Source organism: Curtobacterium flaccumfaciens (genome assembly GCF_004361695.1).
GTDB classification, from domain to species: Bacteria; Actinomycetota; Actinomycetes; order Actinomycetales; family Microbacteriaceae; genus Curtobacterium; species Curtobacterium flaccumfaciens_B.
This window is the reverse complement of record NZ_SNVW01000001.1, coordinates 581,895-595,169: the sequence shown is the minus strand read 5'-3', so window position 1 is coordinate 595,169 and position 13,275 is coordinate 581,895. Positions and strand designations below refer to the sequence as shown.

Here is a 13,275-nt window from a genome sequence, read left to right as displayed (position 1 = left end):
CCGCGATCCACGACTACATCACCTGGTGGAACACCGACCGCTCCCAGGCACGACTCGAGGGCATGAGCCCGGTTCAATACCGAGCTCACGCCCTCTCGGCCTAACCTGACTTCACGGTCCAACAAACCGGGACCAGTTCACAGCTGGCACCGCGCCTCCAGGCCGTCGTGTGGTCGCGTTCGCGACCCCCGCTCAGCTGAGCTGGTTCGCCTCGACCCAGGACAGGTACTCCGGGCTCACGGTGCCCGTGACGTACTCGCCGGTGAAGCAGCTCATCTCGAGGTCGGTGACGTCGGACCCCTCGATGATCGCGTCGCGCATGTCGCCGATCTCCTGGTAGATCAGGTGGTCGCTGCCGAGCACCCTGTTGATCTCCGGGATCTTCCGGTCGTGCGCGATGAGCTCCGCGCGGGTCGGCATGTTGATGCCGTACACGTGCGGGTAGCGGACCGGGGGAGCGGCGCTCGTGAACGTGACCTCGTTCGCGCCGGCTGCCCGGGCCATCTCGACGATCTCCTTGCTGGTCGTGCCGCGCACGATCGAGTCGTCGACGATGAGGATGTTCTTGCCCTTGAACTCTGACGACATCGCGTTGAGCTTCTGGCGCACCGAACGCTTGCGCTCCGCCTGCCCCGGCATGATGAACGTGCGGCCGACGTAGCGGTTCTTGTAGAAGCCCTCGCGGTACTCGATGCCGAGCTTCCGGGCGACCTGCATCGCCGCGGGCCGTGACGAGTCCGGGATCGGCATGACGACGTCGATGTCACCGGTCGGCGCGTACTGGGCGATCGTGTCGGCCAGGCGGTTGCCGAGCCGGAGCCGGGCGTCGTACACCGAGATGCCGTTCATGACGGAGTCCGGGCGGGCGAGGTAGACGTACTCGAACGAGCACGGCACCAGGCGCGGGTTTCTCGCGCACTGCCGGGCGTGCATCGTGCCGTCCATCTCGATGAACACGGCCTCGCCGGGGGCGACGTCGCGGACGATCTCGTAGCCGCCGGACTCGAGCACGAGCGACTCGGACGCGACGACCCACTCGGACTTGCCGGCGTCGTCGAACTTGTGCCCGAGGATGAGCGGCCGGATGCCGAACGGGTCGCGGAACGCCAGCAGACCGTGCCCGGCGATGGTCGCGATCGCGGCGTACGAGCCCTCGACCCGCTCGTGCACGCGCTCGACGGCGTCGAACACCTGCCCGGGGTCGAGGTCCTTGCCGCGCACCTGGCCCTGGAGCTCGTGCGCGAGCACGTTCACCAGCAGCTCGGTGTCGCTCGACGTGTTGAGGTGCCGACGGTCGATGTCGAAGAGCTCACGCGTCAGTTCCCGCGTGTTCGTCAGGTTCCCGTTGTGCACGAGGACGATGCCGTAGGGCGCGTTCACGTAGAACGGCTGGGCTTCTTCCTCGTTGCTGGCGGCACCCTTCGTGGCGTACCGGACGTGCCCGAGTCCCATCGTGCCGAGGAGGGCACGCATGTCACGGGTGCGGAAGGACTCCCGCACGTGACCACGGGTCTTGTGCATGTGGTGGATGTGACCCTCGACCGTGGCGATGCCCGTCGAGTCCTGTCCCCGGTGTTGCAGGAGGAGCAGAGCGTCGTAGATGGATTGGTTTGCGGGCCCCTGCGCAACGAGGCCGACGATGCCGCACATTCGCGGTGTGCTCCAGACCGTAGAATCGGGTGGTACCGAACAAGTCTGCCATGCCCTAGCGGAGGACTACGCATGCCCAACCCGTACGCAGAGGCCGGCGTCGACACCGCTGCCGGTGACCTCGCGGTCGAGCTCATGAAGTCCGCCGTCGCGGCGACCCACAACACGTCCGTGCTGGGCGGTGTCGGTGGTTTCGCCGGACTGTACGACGTCTCGTTCCTGAAGGACTTCGAACGTCCCCTGCTCGCGACCTCGACCGACGGCGTCGGCACGAAGGTCGCGATCGCGCAGGCGATCGACAAGCACGACACCATCGGGCAGGACCTCGTCGGCATGGTCGTCGACGACATCGTCGTGGTGGGTGCGAAGCCGCTCTTCATGACGGACTACATCGCCTGCGGCCGGGTCGTGCCCGCGCGCATCGCCGACATCGTCGCCGGGATCGCCCGCGGCTGCGCCGACACCGGCACGGCGCTGGTCGGTGGCGAGACGGCCGAGCACCCGGGACTCCTCGGGCCGGACGACTACGACGTGGCCGGTGCAGCCGTGGGCGCGGTCGAGGCCGGGTCGCAGCTCGGTGCGCACCTCGTGCAGGACGGCGACGTCGTCGTGGCGATCGCGTCCTCGGGGCTGCACTCGAACGGGTACTCCCTCGTCCGCCACATCCTGGGCCAGCGCGGCGTCGGGTACACGGACTCGCTGCCCGAGCTCGGCGGCGCGGGCGTCTCGGTGGGGGAAGCCCTGCTCGAGCCGACGCGCCTCTACACGACACCGCTGCTGTCGCTCATCGAGCAGCACCCGGGCGCCGTGCACTCGCTCTCGCACGTCACGGGTGGTGGCATCGCGGCGAACCTGGCACGCGTGCTGCCGGTCGGGTCCTGGGTCGAGGTCGACCGCTCCACGTGGGAGCCCCTGCCCGTGTTCCGGGTGCTCGCCGACATGGCGGGGACCCCGATCGAGGACACCGAGGGCACGTGGAACCTCGGCATCGGCATGTTCGCCGTCGTCTCGGCCGCTGCCGCGTCGGACGTCATCGCGTCGCTCGGCGCCGCGGGGCTCGCGTCGTGGAGCGTCGGGACGATCGCGACGTCCGCTCGGGACCTCGACGGGTTCGAGCAAGGCGCGAAGGGCGTGGACGGCGGCGCGGTGCGGCTCGTGGGGGCCTACGCAAGCTGATTTCCACATGTTGTGTACAGAAGATTCTGTACGTGATGTATTGGTCGGTACTGTTCTCGTGTGCGCAACCGTTCCACCGACTTCCGTGACGACATCCTCGCAGCGCGAGGATGGTTCGCGGCACTGATCGTCGTCTACCACCTGTGGGGCGTGCCCATCGGCGGGCCGGTGGGCATCGATCTGTTCTTCGTGATCTCCGGGTACCTGATCACGCGGCAGCTCGTCGACGAGCGGACGCGCACGGGGCGGGTGTCGATGGTCGCGTTCATCGCCAAACGGGTCCGACGCATCGCTCCGGTGGCCATCGTCGTGATCGTGGCCACGGTGCTGGTCTCGTCGCTCATCTGGTACCTTCCGCGGGCCATCGTCGTCGCCGGGGACGGCATGAGCGCGCTCGGCCTCGTCGCCAACTGGCACTTCATCGCCGAGCAGCACTCCTACCTCGAGCCGAGCGGGACTCCCTCCCCGCTCGAGCACACCTGGTCGCTCTCGGTGGAGGAGCAGTTCTACCTCGTGTGGCCCCTGCTCGTCGTCCTGGCGACCCTGCGGGTCCGCTCGGGCGCTCGCCGTCGGATCGTCGCCCGCGTCGTGGCGGTCGCGGCCGTCGCGCTCGTCCTCACCGCGGTCTACTCGGCATGGCGCACGGCCAGCGCGCCGGACGCCGCGTACTTCGACACCGTCGCCCGGAGCTGGGAGTTCATCCCCGGGATCATCGGCGGAGCCCTTGCTGCCTCGATCGACCGCATCGACGTCCGTGTCCGGACCGCGGTCGGGTCCGCGGGGTTCCTGGTACTCGTCGGGTCGGCGTTCTGGCTCGATCCGTCGATCGGGTTCCCCTGGCCTGGTGCGGTCCCGAGCGTGCTCGGCGCGGCGCTCTTCGTCACGTTCGGCATCCACGGAGGCGTGCCCCGTCGACTCCTGACCATCCCGCCGACGCGGTACCTCGGTCGGATCTCGTACCCGCTCTACCTCTGGCACTTCCCGGTGGCGATCCTGCTCCCGGTCGCCTACGGTCGGTCCACCACGGTCCTCGTCGTGGCGGCGGCGCTCTCCGTCCTGCTCGCCGACCTCACGTCGCGGTGGATCGAGACGCCTGTGCTGCGCAGCGGCTGGCTGCGGGGCTGGACCGCGGGCGGACACCGGCCGCTCCGAGCCGTGCTGGCGCTGCGGCGCTCGTCGCGGCGCCGGACAATCCGAGCCGCAGCGATCACAGCCGTGTTCCTCGTGCTCATCGGCGCATCGGCGGCGGTCCCGTCTCCGGGGAGTGCCCGGTTGACGGCCGCGGTGGCCGCGGTCGTGGGGGATGTCCGTCCGTCGCCGACGCGGGAGTGGGCCGACGACGTCGAAGTGCGCCGTGCCGTCGACGCGGCCCTGGCAGCACCGCGATGGCCGAGTGCCCTCGAGCCGTCGCTCGACCGGGCCTTCACGACGACGATCGCCGATGAGTTCGACGAAGTCGCCGGCTGTCGGTACCCGGACGGAACCGTCCTCGCTGAAGCGCTCCCGTGCGATGCCGGGCCGGCGACCGCCGCGCACACCGCCTTGCTCATCGGAGACTCGACCGCGACGGCGTGGGCGCCAGGGGTGGTCGACGCCCTCGTCCCGCTCGGGTGGCGCGTCCGGACCCTGGCGTTCTCTGCCTGCTCGCCGTTCGCCGTCCCCGCAGCCCGAGATGCACCGTCCTCCACGTGCTCCACGTCACGGCAGGCCGGGCTGGCATTGGCGGCCGGAGCCGAGGCCGACCTGGTCGTCCTCTCTGCCGGCGGGGAGACCTGGAGCGAGCGGGTCCGCCAGCTCCCGTCCGAACGACGAGCGGCCTTTGCCCGCCAGTGGAGCGCCGCGGTGTCGGACGGTGTCGACCAGTACCGGCGGCTCGCCGACCGTGTCGTCGTGCTCGGACCGTCGCCGCACGGTGCGCACACGAGCGACTGCGCCGTGCGGGTCGGCGGTCCGGAACGGTGCGAGACCGAGCTGCCGCGGGACGAAGTCCGGGCGAGCTGCGTCGGCGGCGATGTCGAGTGCGTGGACGTGACGCCGTGGTTCTGTGACGCTGACGGAGTGTGCCCGGCGTTCATCGGGGACACGCTCGTGCGCGCTGATCGGTCGCACCTCACGGCTCGGACGGCACGCTCGATGAGCGCGCTGCTGCGAGAGGCGTTGGTGAGCGACGAGCACTGAGGGTCTGGTCGCGGCCCGAGCCGAGCGCCGCGAGACCATGGTCCGGTCCGGTCCGGTCCGGTCCGGCTCCGTCGCGCTGCGGGGGCGGTCATGGTGGATCGGCCGGAAGCCCAGCCTGATGGCGACGGTGCGCCGCACACACGAGAACGCAGCACACACGAGCACGCCGCACACACGAGAACGCCGCGCTGCCGAAGTGGCGCGCGGCGTCGACGGTGAGCCGGGGTCAGGCGGACTTGTTCTGGTCCTGTTGTGGTTCGAACTCGTCGTCCTCTTCGAGCTGGTCATCACCGTATTGGTCTGCCCAGCGGTCGACGTAGGAGTTCTCGTCCGAGTGCTGCCCGGCGGAGAGCTCGCGTTCGAGCGCACCGTAGTTCGTCTCCGGGCTGAAGTACTTCAGCTCCCGGGCGACCTTGGTGTGCTTTGCCTTCTGACGGCCGCGCCCCATGCGTGACCCCCTCGTGATCGGCTCTGGTCCGGTCCTGGCGGGCGAGGAGTCACCCGGGGAACCGAACGGTTTCGTGGTTGGAAATCTGCCGATCACTCTACCATGTACCCCGATCTGGACGTCGCCGCGACGGCCCCGCCCCCAGCAGAATCGAAGTGATGACAGACGACGCCCTGGACCCAGTCGATCAGCACGCCCGGGTGGTGGTGATCGGGGCCGGACAAGCCGGTCTCTCCGTGGGATACCACCTGCGTCGGCTCGGTCTGACGCCGGGGAGCGACCTGGTGCTCCTCGACCGTGCTCCGAGCACCGGCGGGGCGTGGCAGTTCCGCTGGGAGGCGCTCCGGCTCGGCGCAGCGCACCGGGTGCACGACCTGCCCGGGATGAACGCGATGGGCCTGCGCTTCGACGACGCCGACCGTGCCAGGCCCGCGCGTGACGTCGTCGGCGAGTACTACCGCCGCTTCGAGCAGCACTACGACCTGCGGGTCCGGCGACCGGTCGCGGTGTCGTCCGTTTCACGCATCGACGGCGGCGCGGCCGGGCTCTGCGTCACGATGCAGACCGCCGACGGTCACCCGAGCCGGATCGCGGCCGACGTCGTGGTGAACGCCTCCGGCACGTGGGGCACCCCGTTCGTGCCCTGGTACCCCGGTCGCGACGTTTTCCGCGGCCGGCAGCTCGACACGACCGAGTACCGCACGGCCGCCGAGTTCGCCGGGCAGGACGTCGTCGTGGTCGGCGGTGGCACGAGCGCGATCGGCTTCCTGCTCGAGCTGGACGGGGTCGCGGCGCGGACGCGGTGGTTCACCCGACGCCCGGTGGAGTGGTCGGAGTCGGGGGCACTCGACGTCGAGTCCGCGGTGGCGGCCGTCGACGAGCAGGACCGGGCCGCCCTTGCCGGTGAGACCCTGCCGAGCATCGTCAGCGGCACCGGTGTCCCCGTGTCACGACGCATCCGGGCCGGGATCGACAGCGGGGTCCTCCGCGACTCGCCCGTCTTCGTCCGGCTCGACGAGACCGGGGTCGTGACGGCCGACGGCGAGCACGTGCACGCCGACGCGGTGATCTGGGCGACGGGCTTCCGGGCCGACCTGCGGCACCTCGCCCCGCTGCACCTGCGCACCGCGGCGGGCGGGATCGTCGTCGAGGACGGTCGGTCGGTCGACGAGCCGCGGCTGTTCCTCGCCGGGTACGGGCCGCAGGCCTCGACGATCGGGGCGAATCGTGCGGGGCGGCGGATCGCCCGGCAGGTGATGGACGCGCTGGGCGGCGCCTGACCTCGCAGCACGTGAGCGGGGGCGGGTGCGGGCCCCGCACGGTGCGAAGGGGCACCGTGCGAGGCGCGGGCGGGTCAGGCGGGGTCAGGCGGGCAGGGGATCCTCGACGCCACGACGGCGGCGGGACGCCCGCAGCACCACGGCGTCGAGCGAGAACCGCCCCGGCCCGGTGAACGCCACCGCCAGGGACGCCACGGCGAGCACGAGCACGTACTCGAAGCCGCCGTCCTGCGAGAAGAAGCCCGCGGACGTGTGCGCGAGGAGGCCGGCGACGACCATGTCCACCGCGAGCAGGGCGCCCACGATGCGGGTCGCGACCCCGAGCACGAGCAGGACGCCGCCGACGAGCTCGAGCCCGGCGACGAGGGGTGCTGCCACCTCTGCGAGGGGGACGCCCATGCCGGAGAAGCCCTGCACCACGTTCGGGATGCCCTGCGTGAACTTCTGGGCGCCGTGGGCGATGAACACCACGCCGAGGACGATGCGGAGCGCGGTCAGGCCGATGGAGGTCGATGTCGTTCGCATGCCGCCGAAGCTAACCGGTGACACGTCATCGGTTACCCTCGTTCGGGGGACTGCTCGGACATCACCAGGACATGCCCAGGCCCGGGTCCACCGAAACGCGGACCCGCGCTCAGGGAACGAGCTGCGGGTCCGCGTCGAGTGGAGCGTGGCTCAGGAACCGGCGCCGCGCCCGGTCTGCTGCTGCAGGCGGTCGATGTGCTCCGAGGCCTCGGCCTTGCTGAGGTCGGCGGGGAGTTCTTCGCCGGCCTCGCGAGCGAGGGTGTCGAGGTAGCTGCGCTGCGGGCCGGTCATCGGCTCGTCGCCGGTGACCCAGTCCTCCGGGTCCTTGCTGGCGGTGGTGGAGGGGTCGGGGCGGGGGCCGCCGAGGGTCTCCGGTGCGTCGTCGTCGCCGGTCGGCGGGGTCGGGTTCAGGTCTGCGTCGCTCATGGCGTGGACGCTACGCCGCACCTCCGACCGGGACATCCACCGCGGCGTCCCCCGATCGAGCGAGCCGGAACCCCGAGCGGACCGGGTCAGGCAGGGACAGCCGTGTACCGCACTAGGTCCGGGCCGACCGAGCTCACCGCGATGGGCACGACCCGGTCGCCCCGGCGGATCCAGATCGTCGCCGCCCGCTCGTCGATGCGGTCGACGTCGTGGAGCTCACCGTCGATCAGGACGGCGGCGCTGACCTGCACGGACCCGGTAGCGGGGCGCGGGGGCAGCCCGACGACGTCGTCGCCGAACTCCGGGTACCGGCCGGGCGACAGGAACGGGGACACCGGGGTGGTGACGATCTCGAGCCCCTCCTCGACGGGCCGCACCGCCACGAGCCGCACCGCCTGGTCGGTGGGCAGCGGGACGGCGGCCACCGGGGCGTCGGCCGACCCGGCCAGTGCGCGGAACGCGGGCCGACCGTCGGGGGCGAGCCGTGCCTCCAGGCCGTCGATCCGGACCCGTCCGCGACCGCGCGAATCGGCGTACGTGCCCGGTTCGATGCCGGACCGACGCGCTTCGAGACGGGAGACGACGACGCGGTCCGGCCGGTACCAGTCACGCAGGGTGGCCGGGTCGACCCAGCCGATGCTCGCGGCGCCGCGTGACAGCGCTGCCGACTCGTCGGCGGCGCGCTCGTCGATGGCGCCGAGCGGGTGTTCGCCGCGGACGGCGACGAGGCCCTCGTACGGGCCGCCGACCGGGGGTTCGTGGTCGAGCACCTCGACGCGCTTCGAGACCTTGCCGCCGTGCCCGTCGAACGTGGCGAAGGTGCGCAGGTCGGAGATCGTCATGACGTCAGATGCTACGACGCGTCCGGACCGTGCGCGCGACCGTCGCCGCGCGGCGGGGACGGCACGAGCACGCGCATCTCGCCCGTGCACAGGGTCTGGTCGACGCCCTCGGCCGGCCCCGCAGGACGGGTCGCCCGGCGCGGCTGCAGGCTGTTCCGCTGCGCCGAACGGAGCAGCCGGTCCTCCTGGGCCTCGTGCTGGAACACGCCGTCCGGCGAGCGTCGGAGCGCAGGACGGATCGGTTCGCCGCGACGCTCCTGGCCGGGCAGCGGGCGCGAGCGACGGCCGTACAGCAGCTCGGACGAGTCGAGCAGCCACGGCACGAGCGCGACGGTGACACCGTGCACGAGCAGCAGCTTCTTCCGGATCCGGCGGCCGCGGTGGTTGTGCAGGAGCGACTCCCACCAGTGCCCGACGATGAAGACCGGCGTGTAGACCGTGACGACCTCGGAGCCGTGCTCGGTCCGGTGCCCCTTGATGTACTTGATGAGGGGCATCGAGATGTCCCGGTACGGACTCGGCACGATGGTGAGGGGGACCTCGATGCCGTACTCGGCCCACTGCGCGCGGAGCCGTGCGGCGTCGGCGTCGTCGATCGCGACGTGCACGGCCTCGAAGCTCGCGTGCTTCGCGGCGATGGCGTAGTCGAGCGCCTTGAGCACGGGCTTCTGCAGCTTGTTGACGAGGACGATCGCGTGGTCGCCGGTGGCGCCGAACTGGGTCTCGACGTCGGCCTCGATCTCGTGCGAGACGTCGCGGTAGTAGCGGTTCACGCCGAGCATGAGGACGAACAGGACGGGCATGATCACGAACACGAGCCAGGCGCCGTGGGTGAACTTCGTGATCGTCACGATGACGAGGACGACGAAGGTGAAGGTCGCGCCGATCGCGTTGATGGTGAGGGAGCGGTAGACCTGGCCGCGGTTGAGCGGCGCCTCGGCGGCACCAGCGGCACCAGCGGCACCAGCGCCGTCCGCGCCGCCCGCGCGCGCCGTCCTCCCGCGGTCCTCCCGCAGCAACCGCGTCCAGTGCCGCACCATCCCGCTCTGCCCGAGCGTGAACGACACGAACACCCCGATGATGTAGAGCTGGATGAGGCTCGTCACGTTCGCCCGGTAGACGATGAGCAGCGCCGCCGCGACGAGCGCCAGCACGATCACGCCGTTCGAGTAGATGAGCCGGTCACCCCGCGTCGACAGGGCCTTCGGCGCGTACGAGTCACGGGCGAGGATCGAGCCGAGCAGCGGGAACCCGTTGAACGCCGTGTTCGCCGCCAGGAGCAGCACGGCCGCAGTGGTCGCCTGGATCACGAAGAACAGCACCGAGTCGTTCCCGAACGTCGCCGCCGCGATCTGCGCAATGAGGGACCGCTGCGGGGTGGTCGCGCACGCGGTGAACCCCTGCAGGTCGCAGGCCCGCTCGGCGTAGTGCACGCGCGAGATGAGCGCGAGCGAGATGAGGCCGACGAACAGCACGATCGCGATCGACCCCATCAGCACGAGGGTCATCTGCGCGTTCTTGATCTTCGGGCGGCGGAACGCCGGCACGCCGTTGGCGATGGCCTCGACCCCGGTCAGCGCCGAGCAGCCGGACGCGAACGCGCGGAGGAGCAGCAGGATGAACGCCGCCTGCGTCGTGTGCTCGACGTTCTGCACGGTGTACGCGGCCGACTCGGCGACGGGGGCGTTGCCCGCGGCGACCCGGATCAGCCCGGTGACGACCATGACGAACACCGACGTCACGAACAGGTAGGTCGGCACGGCGAAGGCCTTGCTCGACTCGCGGACGCCGCGCAGGTTCGCGGCCGCCAGCAGGACGACGAAGAGGAGCGCGAGCTCCACCCGGAACTCGTTGAGCACGGGCAGCGCGGAGATGATGTTGTCCACGCCGGAGGCCACTGACACCGCGACCGTCATGACGTAGTCGACGAGCAGTGCGGACGCCACGACGAGCCCGGCCTTCTCGCCGAGGTTCCGGTGCGCGACCTCGTAGTCGCCGCCGCCGGACGGGTACGCCTTGATGAGCTGCCGGTAGGACGCGACGACCACGACGAGCAGGAGCACGACGAGCGCAGCGACCCAGGGCGCGAAGGTGAGGAACGACATCCCGCCGAGCAGCAGGATCATGAGGAGCTCCTGCGGCGCGTACGCCACGGAGGACAGCGGGTCACTCGCGAAGATCGGCAGGGCCAGGTGCTTCGGGAGGAGCTGTCCTTCGAGCTTCTCGGAGGGGAGGGGATCCCCGATCAGTCGTGCTTTCAACGACCGGATCTCGTTCGTCACGAGCGGCAAACCTACTCATTTCCGGACGCGAGTCAACACGGGCGACCGGCCCGGTATTCCGCCTTGGTCGAACCGGGGTCACCGACATCGGGGGAGACCCCTTGTGGTTGACGCAGCGTCAACCAGTACCGTCACCAGCATGAGGGATTCGACAGACCCGACCGGTCCAGCTGCGAAAGCTCCGCACGGCATCGCCGACGTGGCGCGTTCCGCGGGTGTGTCGAGCCGGACGCTGCGGCACTACGACGCGATCGGGTTGCTGCCGGCGACCGCGATCGGCGACGGCGGGCTCCGCCGCTACGACGACCGCGCGCTGGTCCGGCTGCAGCGCATCCTGCTCCTCCGGGGACTCGGACTCGGCCTGCCCGAGATCCGCCGGGTCCTCGACGGGGAGCAGGACGACGTCACCGCCCTCACCGCACACGTCGCGTGGCTGGAACGCGAGCGCGACCGGATGGCGCGCCAGCTCGCCGCCGTGCGGACCACCATCACCAGGATCCAGGAAGGAGCGGACATGAACACCACCGACACGTTCGACGGGTTCGACCAGACGAGGTTCAAGCAGGAGGTCGCGGAGCGCTGGGGTGCGGACGCCTGGGAGAGCGGCTCGCGCTGGTGGGATTCGAAGGACCCCGCCGCGAAGGAGGCGTTCCAGGCCGAGCAGCGCGCGATCGCCGCCGAGGCGGCAGCGCTCGCCGCATCCGGTGACGGTCCGGCGTCCGAGGCCGGGCTCGCGCTGGCACGCCGTCAGTTCGCCTGGCTCGCCGAGGCCACACCGCCGGCGGAACTGACCGCGGACCGCTTCCGCACCCTCGCGGACATGTACGTGCAGGACGAGCGGTTCACGCACGCCTACGAGTGGGCGGGACCCGGCGCGGCACGCGCGCTCCGCGACGCGATGCACGCACTGGCCGACCGCGGCCTCTGAGGAGGGACCGCGGTCGGCAGCCTGGAGGCACGGGGCGCGACCACCTGTCGGCCGACGGCCGTCAGATGGACTTGCGCAGTGCCTCCAGGCCGTCGCGCAGGCGCGTCACGGTGTCCGAGCTGAGCGTCCCGCGCGTCGCGCGGCGACGGAGGTCCGCCCGGACCTGCTGCCGGAACGACGACAGGACCATCTCGACCTCGCGGAGTGCACGCGCACCCTCGGACGGCACGTCCACCGGCTCGTCGGCGGTCTGACCGCGCGGGGCCTGCGCGCTGGCCGCGAGGTCGGCGCGGAGCGACCGCATGGCGTCGCCCACCGAGGCGCGGACCCCGTCGGCCAGGGTCTTCACCGAGTCGTTCACGCCGTTCTCGACCGCGGCGATCTCGTCGGCACGGGCGTCGAGCTCGGCACGGCCGGCGTCGGTGATCGCGTAGACGGTCTTGCGGCCGTCGACGGACTTCGAGACGAGGCCTTCCTCTTCGAGCTTCGACAGCCGCGGGTACACGGTGCCGGCGCTCGGGACGTAGGTGCCGCCGAATCGATCGCCGAGTGCCTGGATGACCTCGTACCCGTGCATCGGGTGGTCGGCCAGCAGGACGAGCAGGTAGAGGCGCAGGTGGCCGTGCGCGAACACGGGGCTCATTCGAACACCTCACCGTCGGTGGTCGTCGTCGGCGTCGTCGTCGGCCCGGCGTCCGGGACGACCGGCGGCGCGACCGGCGGGGCGTGCAGCACCGCGATGTCGCCGGACACCGAGTTCACCTTGAGGTCGAGCCACTGGCCGGAGAGCTCGCCGCCCTGCTTGACGTACGAGCCGCGGACGCCGCGGATCTCAGAGTCGTCGAACTGGAGCTTGCCGGAGGCCGTGCTGACGGTGCAGCGGTAGGGCACGCCGTCCTCGAGCCGGACGCTCACCGAGCCGGACACCGTGTTCACGCGGGCCGAGTCCGGGGTGCCGTGCAGGTCGAGCACGACGTCGGCGGAGACCCCGTCGGCCGAGAAGCGTGGGATCTCGCCCGTGGCCACGACGTCGCCGGACACCGTGTGCACGGTCAGGGCGCCGTCGAGCTCGCGGATCGTGGTGGTGCCCGAGACCGCGTTGACGGTGAGGTCCCCGGCGAGCTCGTCGACGACCACGTCGCCGGACACGGTGTTGAGCGTCGCGCCGCGGTTCGTGCCGGAGAGCAGCGCGCCGGCCGACACGACGCCGACGGTCACCCCGGCGTCGCGGGGGACGAGGACGCTGACGTCGGCGTGGGCCTTGCCGCGGAACGAGCGGAGGAACCCGAGCGGGTCGTCCCACCGGATCTGCGGGTGGTCGATCGTGAGGGTGTCCCCGTCGAGCTCGATCTTGAGGGGCTTGCCGGACACGCTGTGGACCTCGATGCGGGCGGTCGGCTCGTCGTGGGCGACGACGTCGACCTGACCACCGGCGAGACCCACGCGGAGCGTGCGGACGATGCCGGTGTCGATCACCTTCGGCTCTTCGACGAGCCACTTCTCCTGGGCCATGTTGCTTCCTCCAACTCGCGATGTATCG

At 71.0% G+C, this 13,275-nt stretch carries 13 protein-coding genes; 5 read left to right on the top strand and 8 right to left on the bottom strand.

What is annotated here, in order from left to right; genetic code table 11:
- Window positions 1–5 precede the first annotated feature (5 nt).
- A complete protein-coding gene (locus EDF64_RS18655; RefSeq protein ID WP_432207010.1) occupies window positions 6–104 on the top strand; it encodes an IS3 family transposase in 99 nt (32 codons plus the stop codon).
- Between the two features lie 88 nt (window positions 105–192).
- Here the strand turns inward: EDF64_RS18655 and purF are convergent, their stop codons facing one another.
- Entirely contained in the window at window positions 193–1,650 is a 1,458-nt protein-coding gene (gene purF, locus EDF64_RS02715) for an amidophosphoribosyltransferase (protein WP_133518526.1), read from the bottom strand.
- A gap of 72 nt (window positions 1,651–1,722) precedes the next feature.
- On the opposite strand from purF, the gene purM reads away from it, so the two are divergent.
- Window positions 1,723–2,826 carry a phosphoribosylformylglycinamidine cyclo-ligase gene (gene purM, locus EDF64_RS02710; RefSeq protein ID WP_133518525.1) on the top strand — a complete coding sequence of 368 codons (1,104 nt, stop codon included), beginning with the start codon at window positions 1,723–1,725 and terminating at the stop codon, window positions 2,824–2,826.
- A gap of 60 nt (window positions 2,827–2,886) precedes the next feature.
- Window positions 2,887–5,004: an acyltransferase family protein gene (locus tag EDF64_RS02705; RefSeq protein WP_166645571.1), complete on the top strand. Its 2,118-nt coding sequence runs from the start codon at window positions 2,887–2,889 to the stop codon at window positions 5,002–5,004.
- A gap of 226 nt (window positions 5,005–5,230) precedes the next feature.
- Here EDF64_RS02705 and EDF64_RS02700 read toward each other — a convergent pair whose 3' ends face one another.
- A complete protein-coding gene (locus EDF64_RS02700; protein ID WP_070417000.1) occupies window positions 5,231–5,452 on the bottom strand; it encodes a DUF3073 domain-containing protein in 222 nt (73 codons plus the stop codon).
- A 158-nt stretch (window positions 5,453–5,610) separates the two neighbouring features.
- Between EDF64_RS02700 and EDF64_RS02695 the strand changes: the two genes are divergently transcribed.
- A complete protein-coding gene (locus tag EDF64_RS02695) occupies window positions 5,611–6,732 on the top strand; it encodes an NAD(P)-binding domain-containing protein (RefSeq protein WP_133518523.1) in 1,122 nt (373 codons plus the stop codon).
- 84 nt (window positions 6,733–6,816) lie between these two features.
- Here the strand turns inward: EDF64_RS02695 and EDF64_RS02690 are convergent, their stop codons facing one another.
- The 4 genes from EDF64_RS02690 to EDF64_RS02675 all read right to left on the bottom strand — a co-directional run bounded on the left by EDF64_RS02690 (window position 6,817) and on the right by EDF64_RS02675 (window position 10,816).
- Complete coding sequence (locus EDF64_RS02690) at window positions 6,817–7,257, bottom strand: DoxX family protein (RefSeq protein ID WP_133518522.1); 441 nt, start codon at window positions 7,255–7,257, stop codon at window positions 6,817–6,819.
- A 150-nt stretch (window positions 7,258–7,407) separates the two neighbouring features.
- Window positions 7,408–7,683, bottom strand: coding sequence for a DUF3072 domain-containing protein (locus EDF64_RS02685; RefSeq protein ID WP_133518521.1), 276 nt, complete (start codon window positions 7,681–7,683; stop codon window positions 7,408–7,410).
- A gap of 86 nt (window positions 7,684–7,769) precedes the next feature.
- Window positions 7,770–8,525 carry a hypothetical protein gene (locus EDF64_RS02680; protein WP_133518520.1) on the bottom strand — a complete coding sequence of 252 codons (756 nt, stop codon included), beginning with the start codon at window positions 8,523–8,525 and terminating at the stop codon, window positions 7,770–7,772.
- A gap of 11 nt (window positions 8,526–8,536) precedes the next feature.
- The gene (locus tag EDF64_RS02675) at window positions 8,537–10,816 is read right to left on the bottom strand and encodes an APC family permease (protein ID WP_133518519.1); all 2,280 of its coding nucleotides are present in this window, start codon (window positions 10,814–10,816) and stop codon (window positions 8,537–8,539) included.
- Between the two features lie 130 nt (window positions 10,817–10,946).
- On the opposite strand from EDF64_RS02675, the gene EDF64_RS02670 reads away from it, so the two are divergent.
- Window positions 10,947–11,735, top strand: coding sequence for a MerR family transcriptional regulator (locus EDF64_RS02670; protein WP_133518518.1), 789 nt, complete (start codon window positions 10,947–10,949; stop codon window positions 11,733–11,735).
- A gap of 61 nt (window positions 11,736–11,796) precedes the next feature.
- On the opposite strand, the gene EDF64_RS02665 is transcribed toward EDF64_RS02670, so the two are convergent.
- Together EDF64_RS02665 and EDF64_RS02660 are read right to left on the bottom strand one after the other, a co-directional pair.
- Complete coding sequence (locus EDF64_RS02665) at window positions 11,797–12,378, bottom strand: PadR family transcriptional regulator (protein ID WP_133518517.1); 582 nt, start codon at window positions 12,376–12,378, stop codon at window positions 11,797–11,799.
- The gene (locus EDF64_RS02660) at window positions 12,375–13,247 is read right to left on the bottom strand and encodes a DUF4097 family beta strand repeat-containing protein (RefSeq protein ID WP_133518516.1); all 873 of its coding nucleotides are present in this window, start codon (window positions 13,245–13,247) and stop codon (window positions 12,375–12,377) included. The genes EDF64_RS02665 and EDF64_RS02660 overlap by 4 nt, the downstream gene beginning before the upstream one ends.
- Window positions 13,248–13,275: the final 28 nt, after the last annotated feature.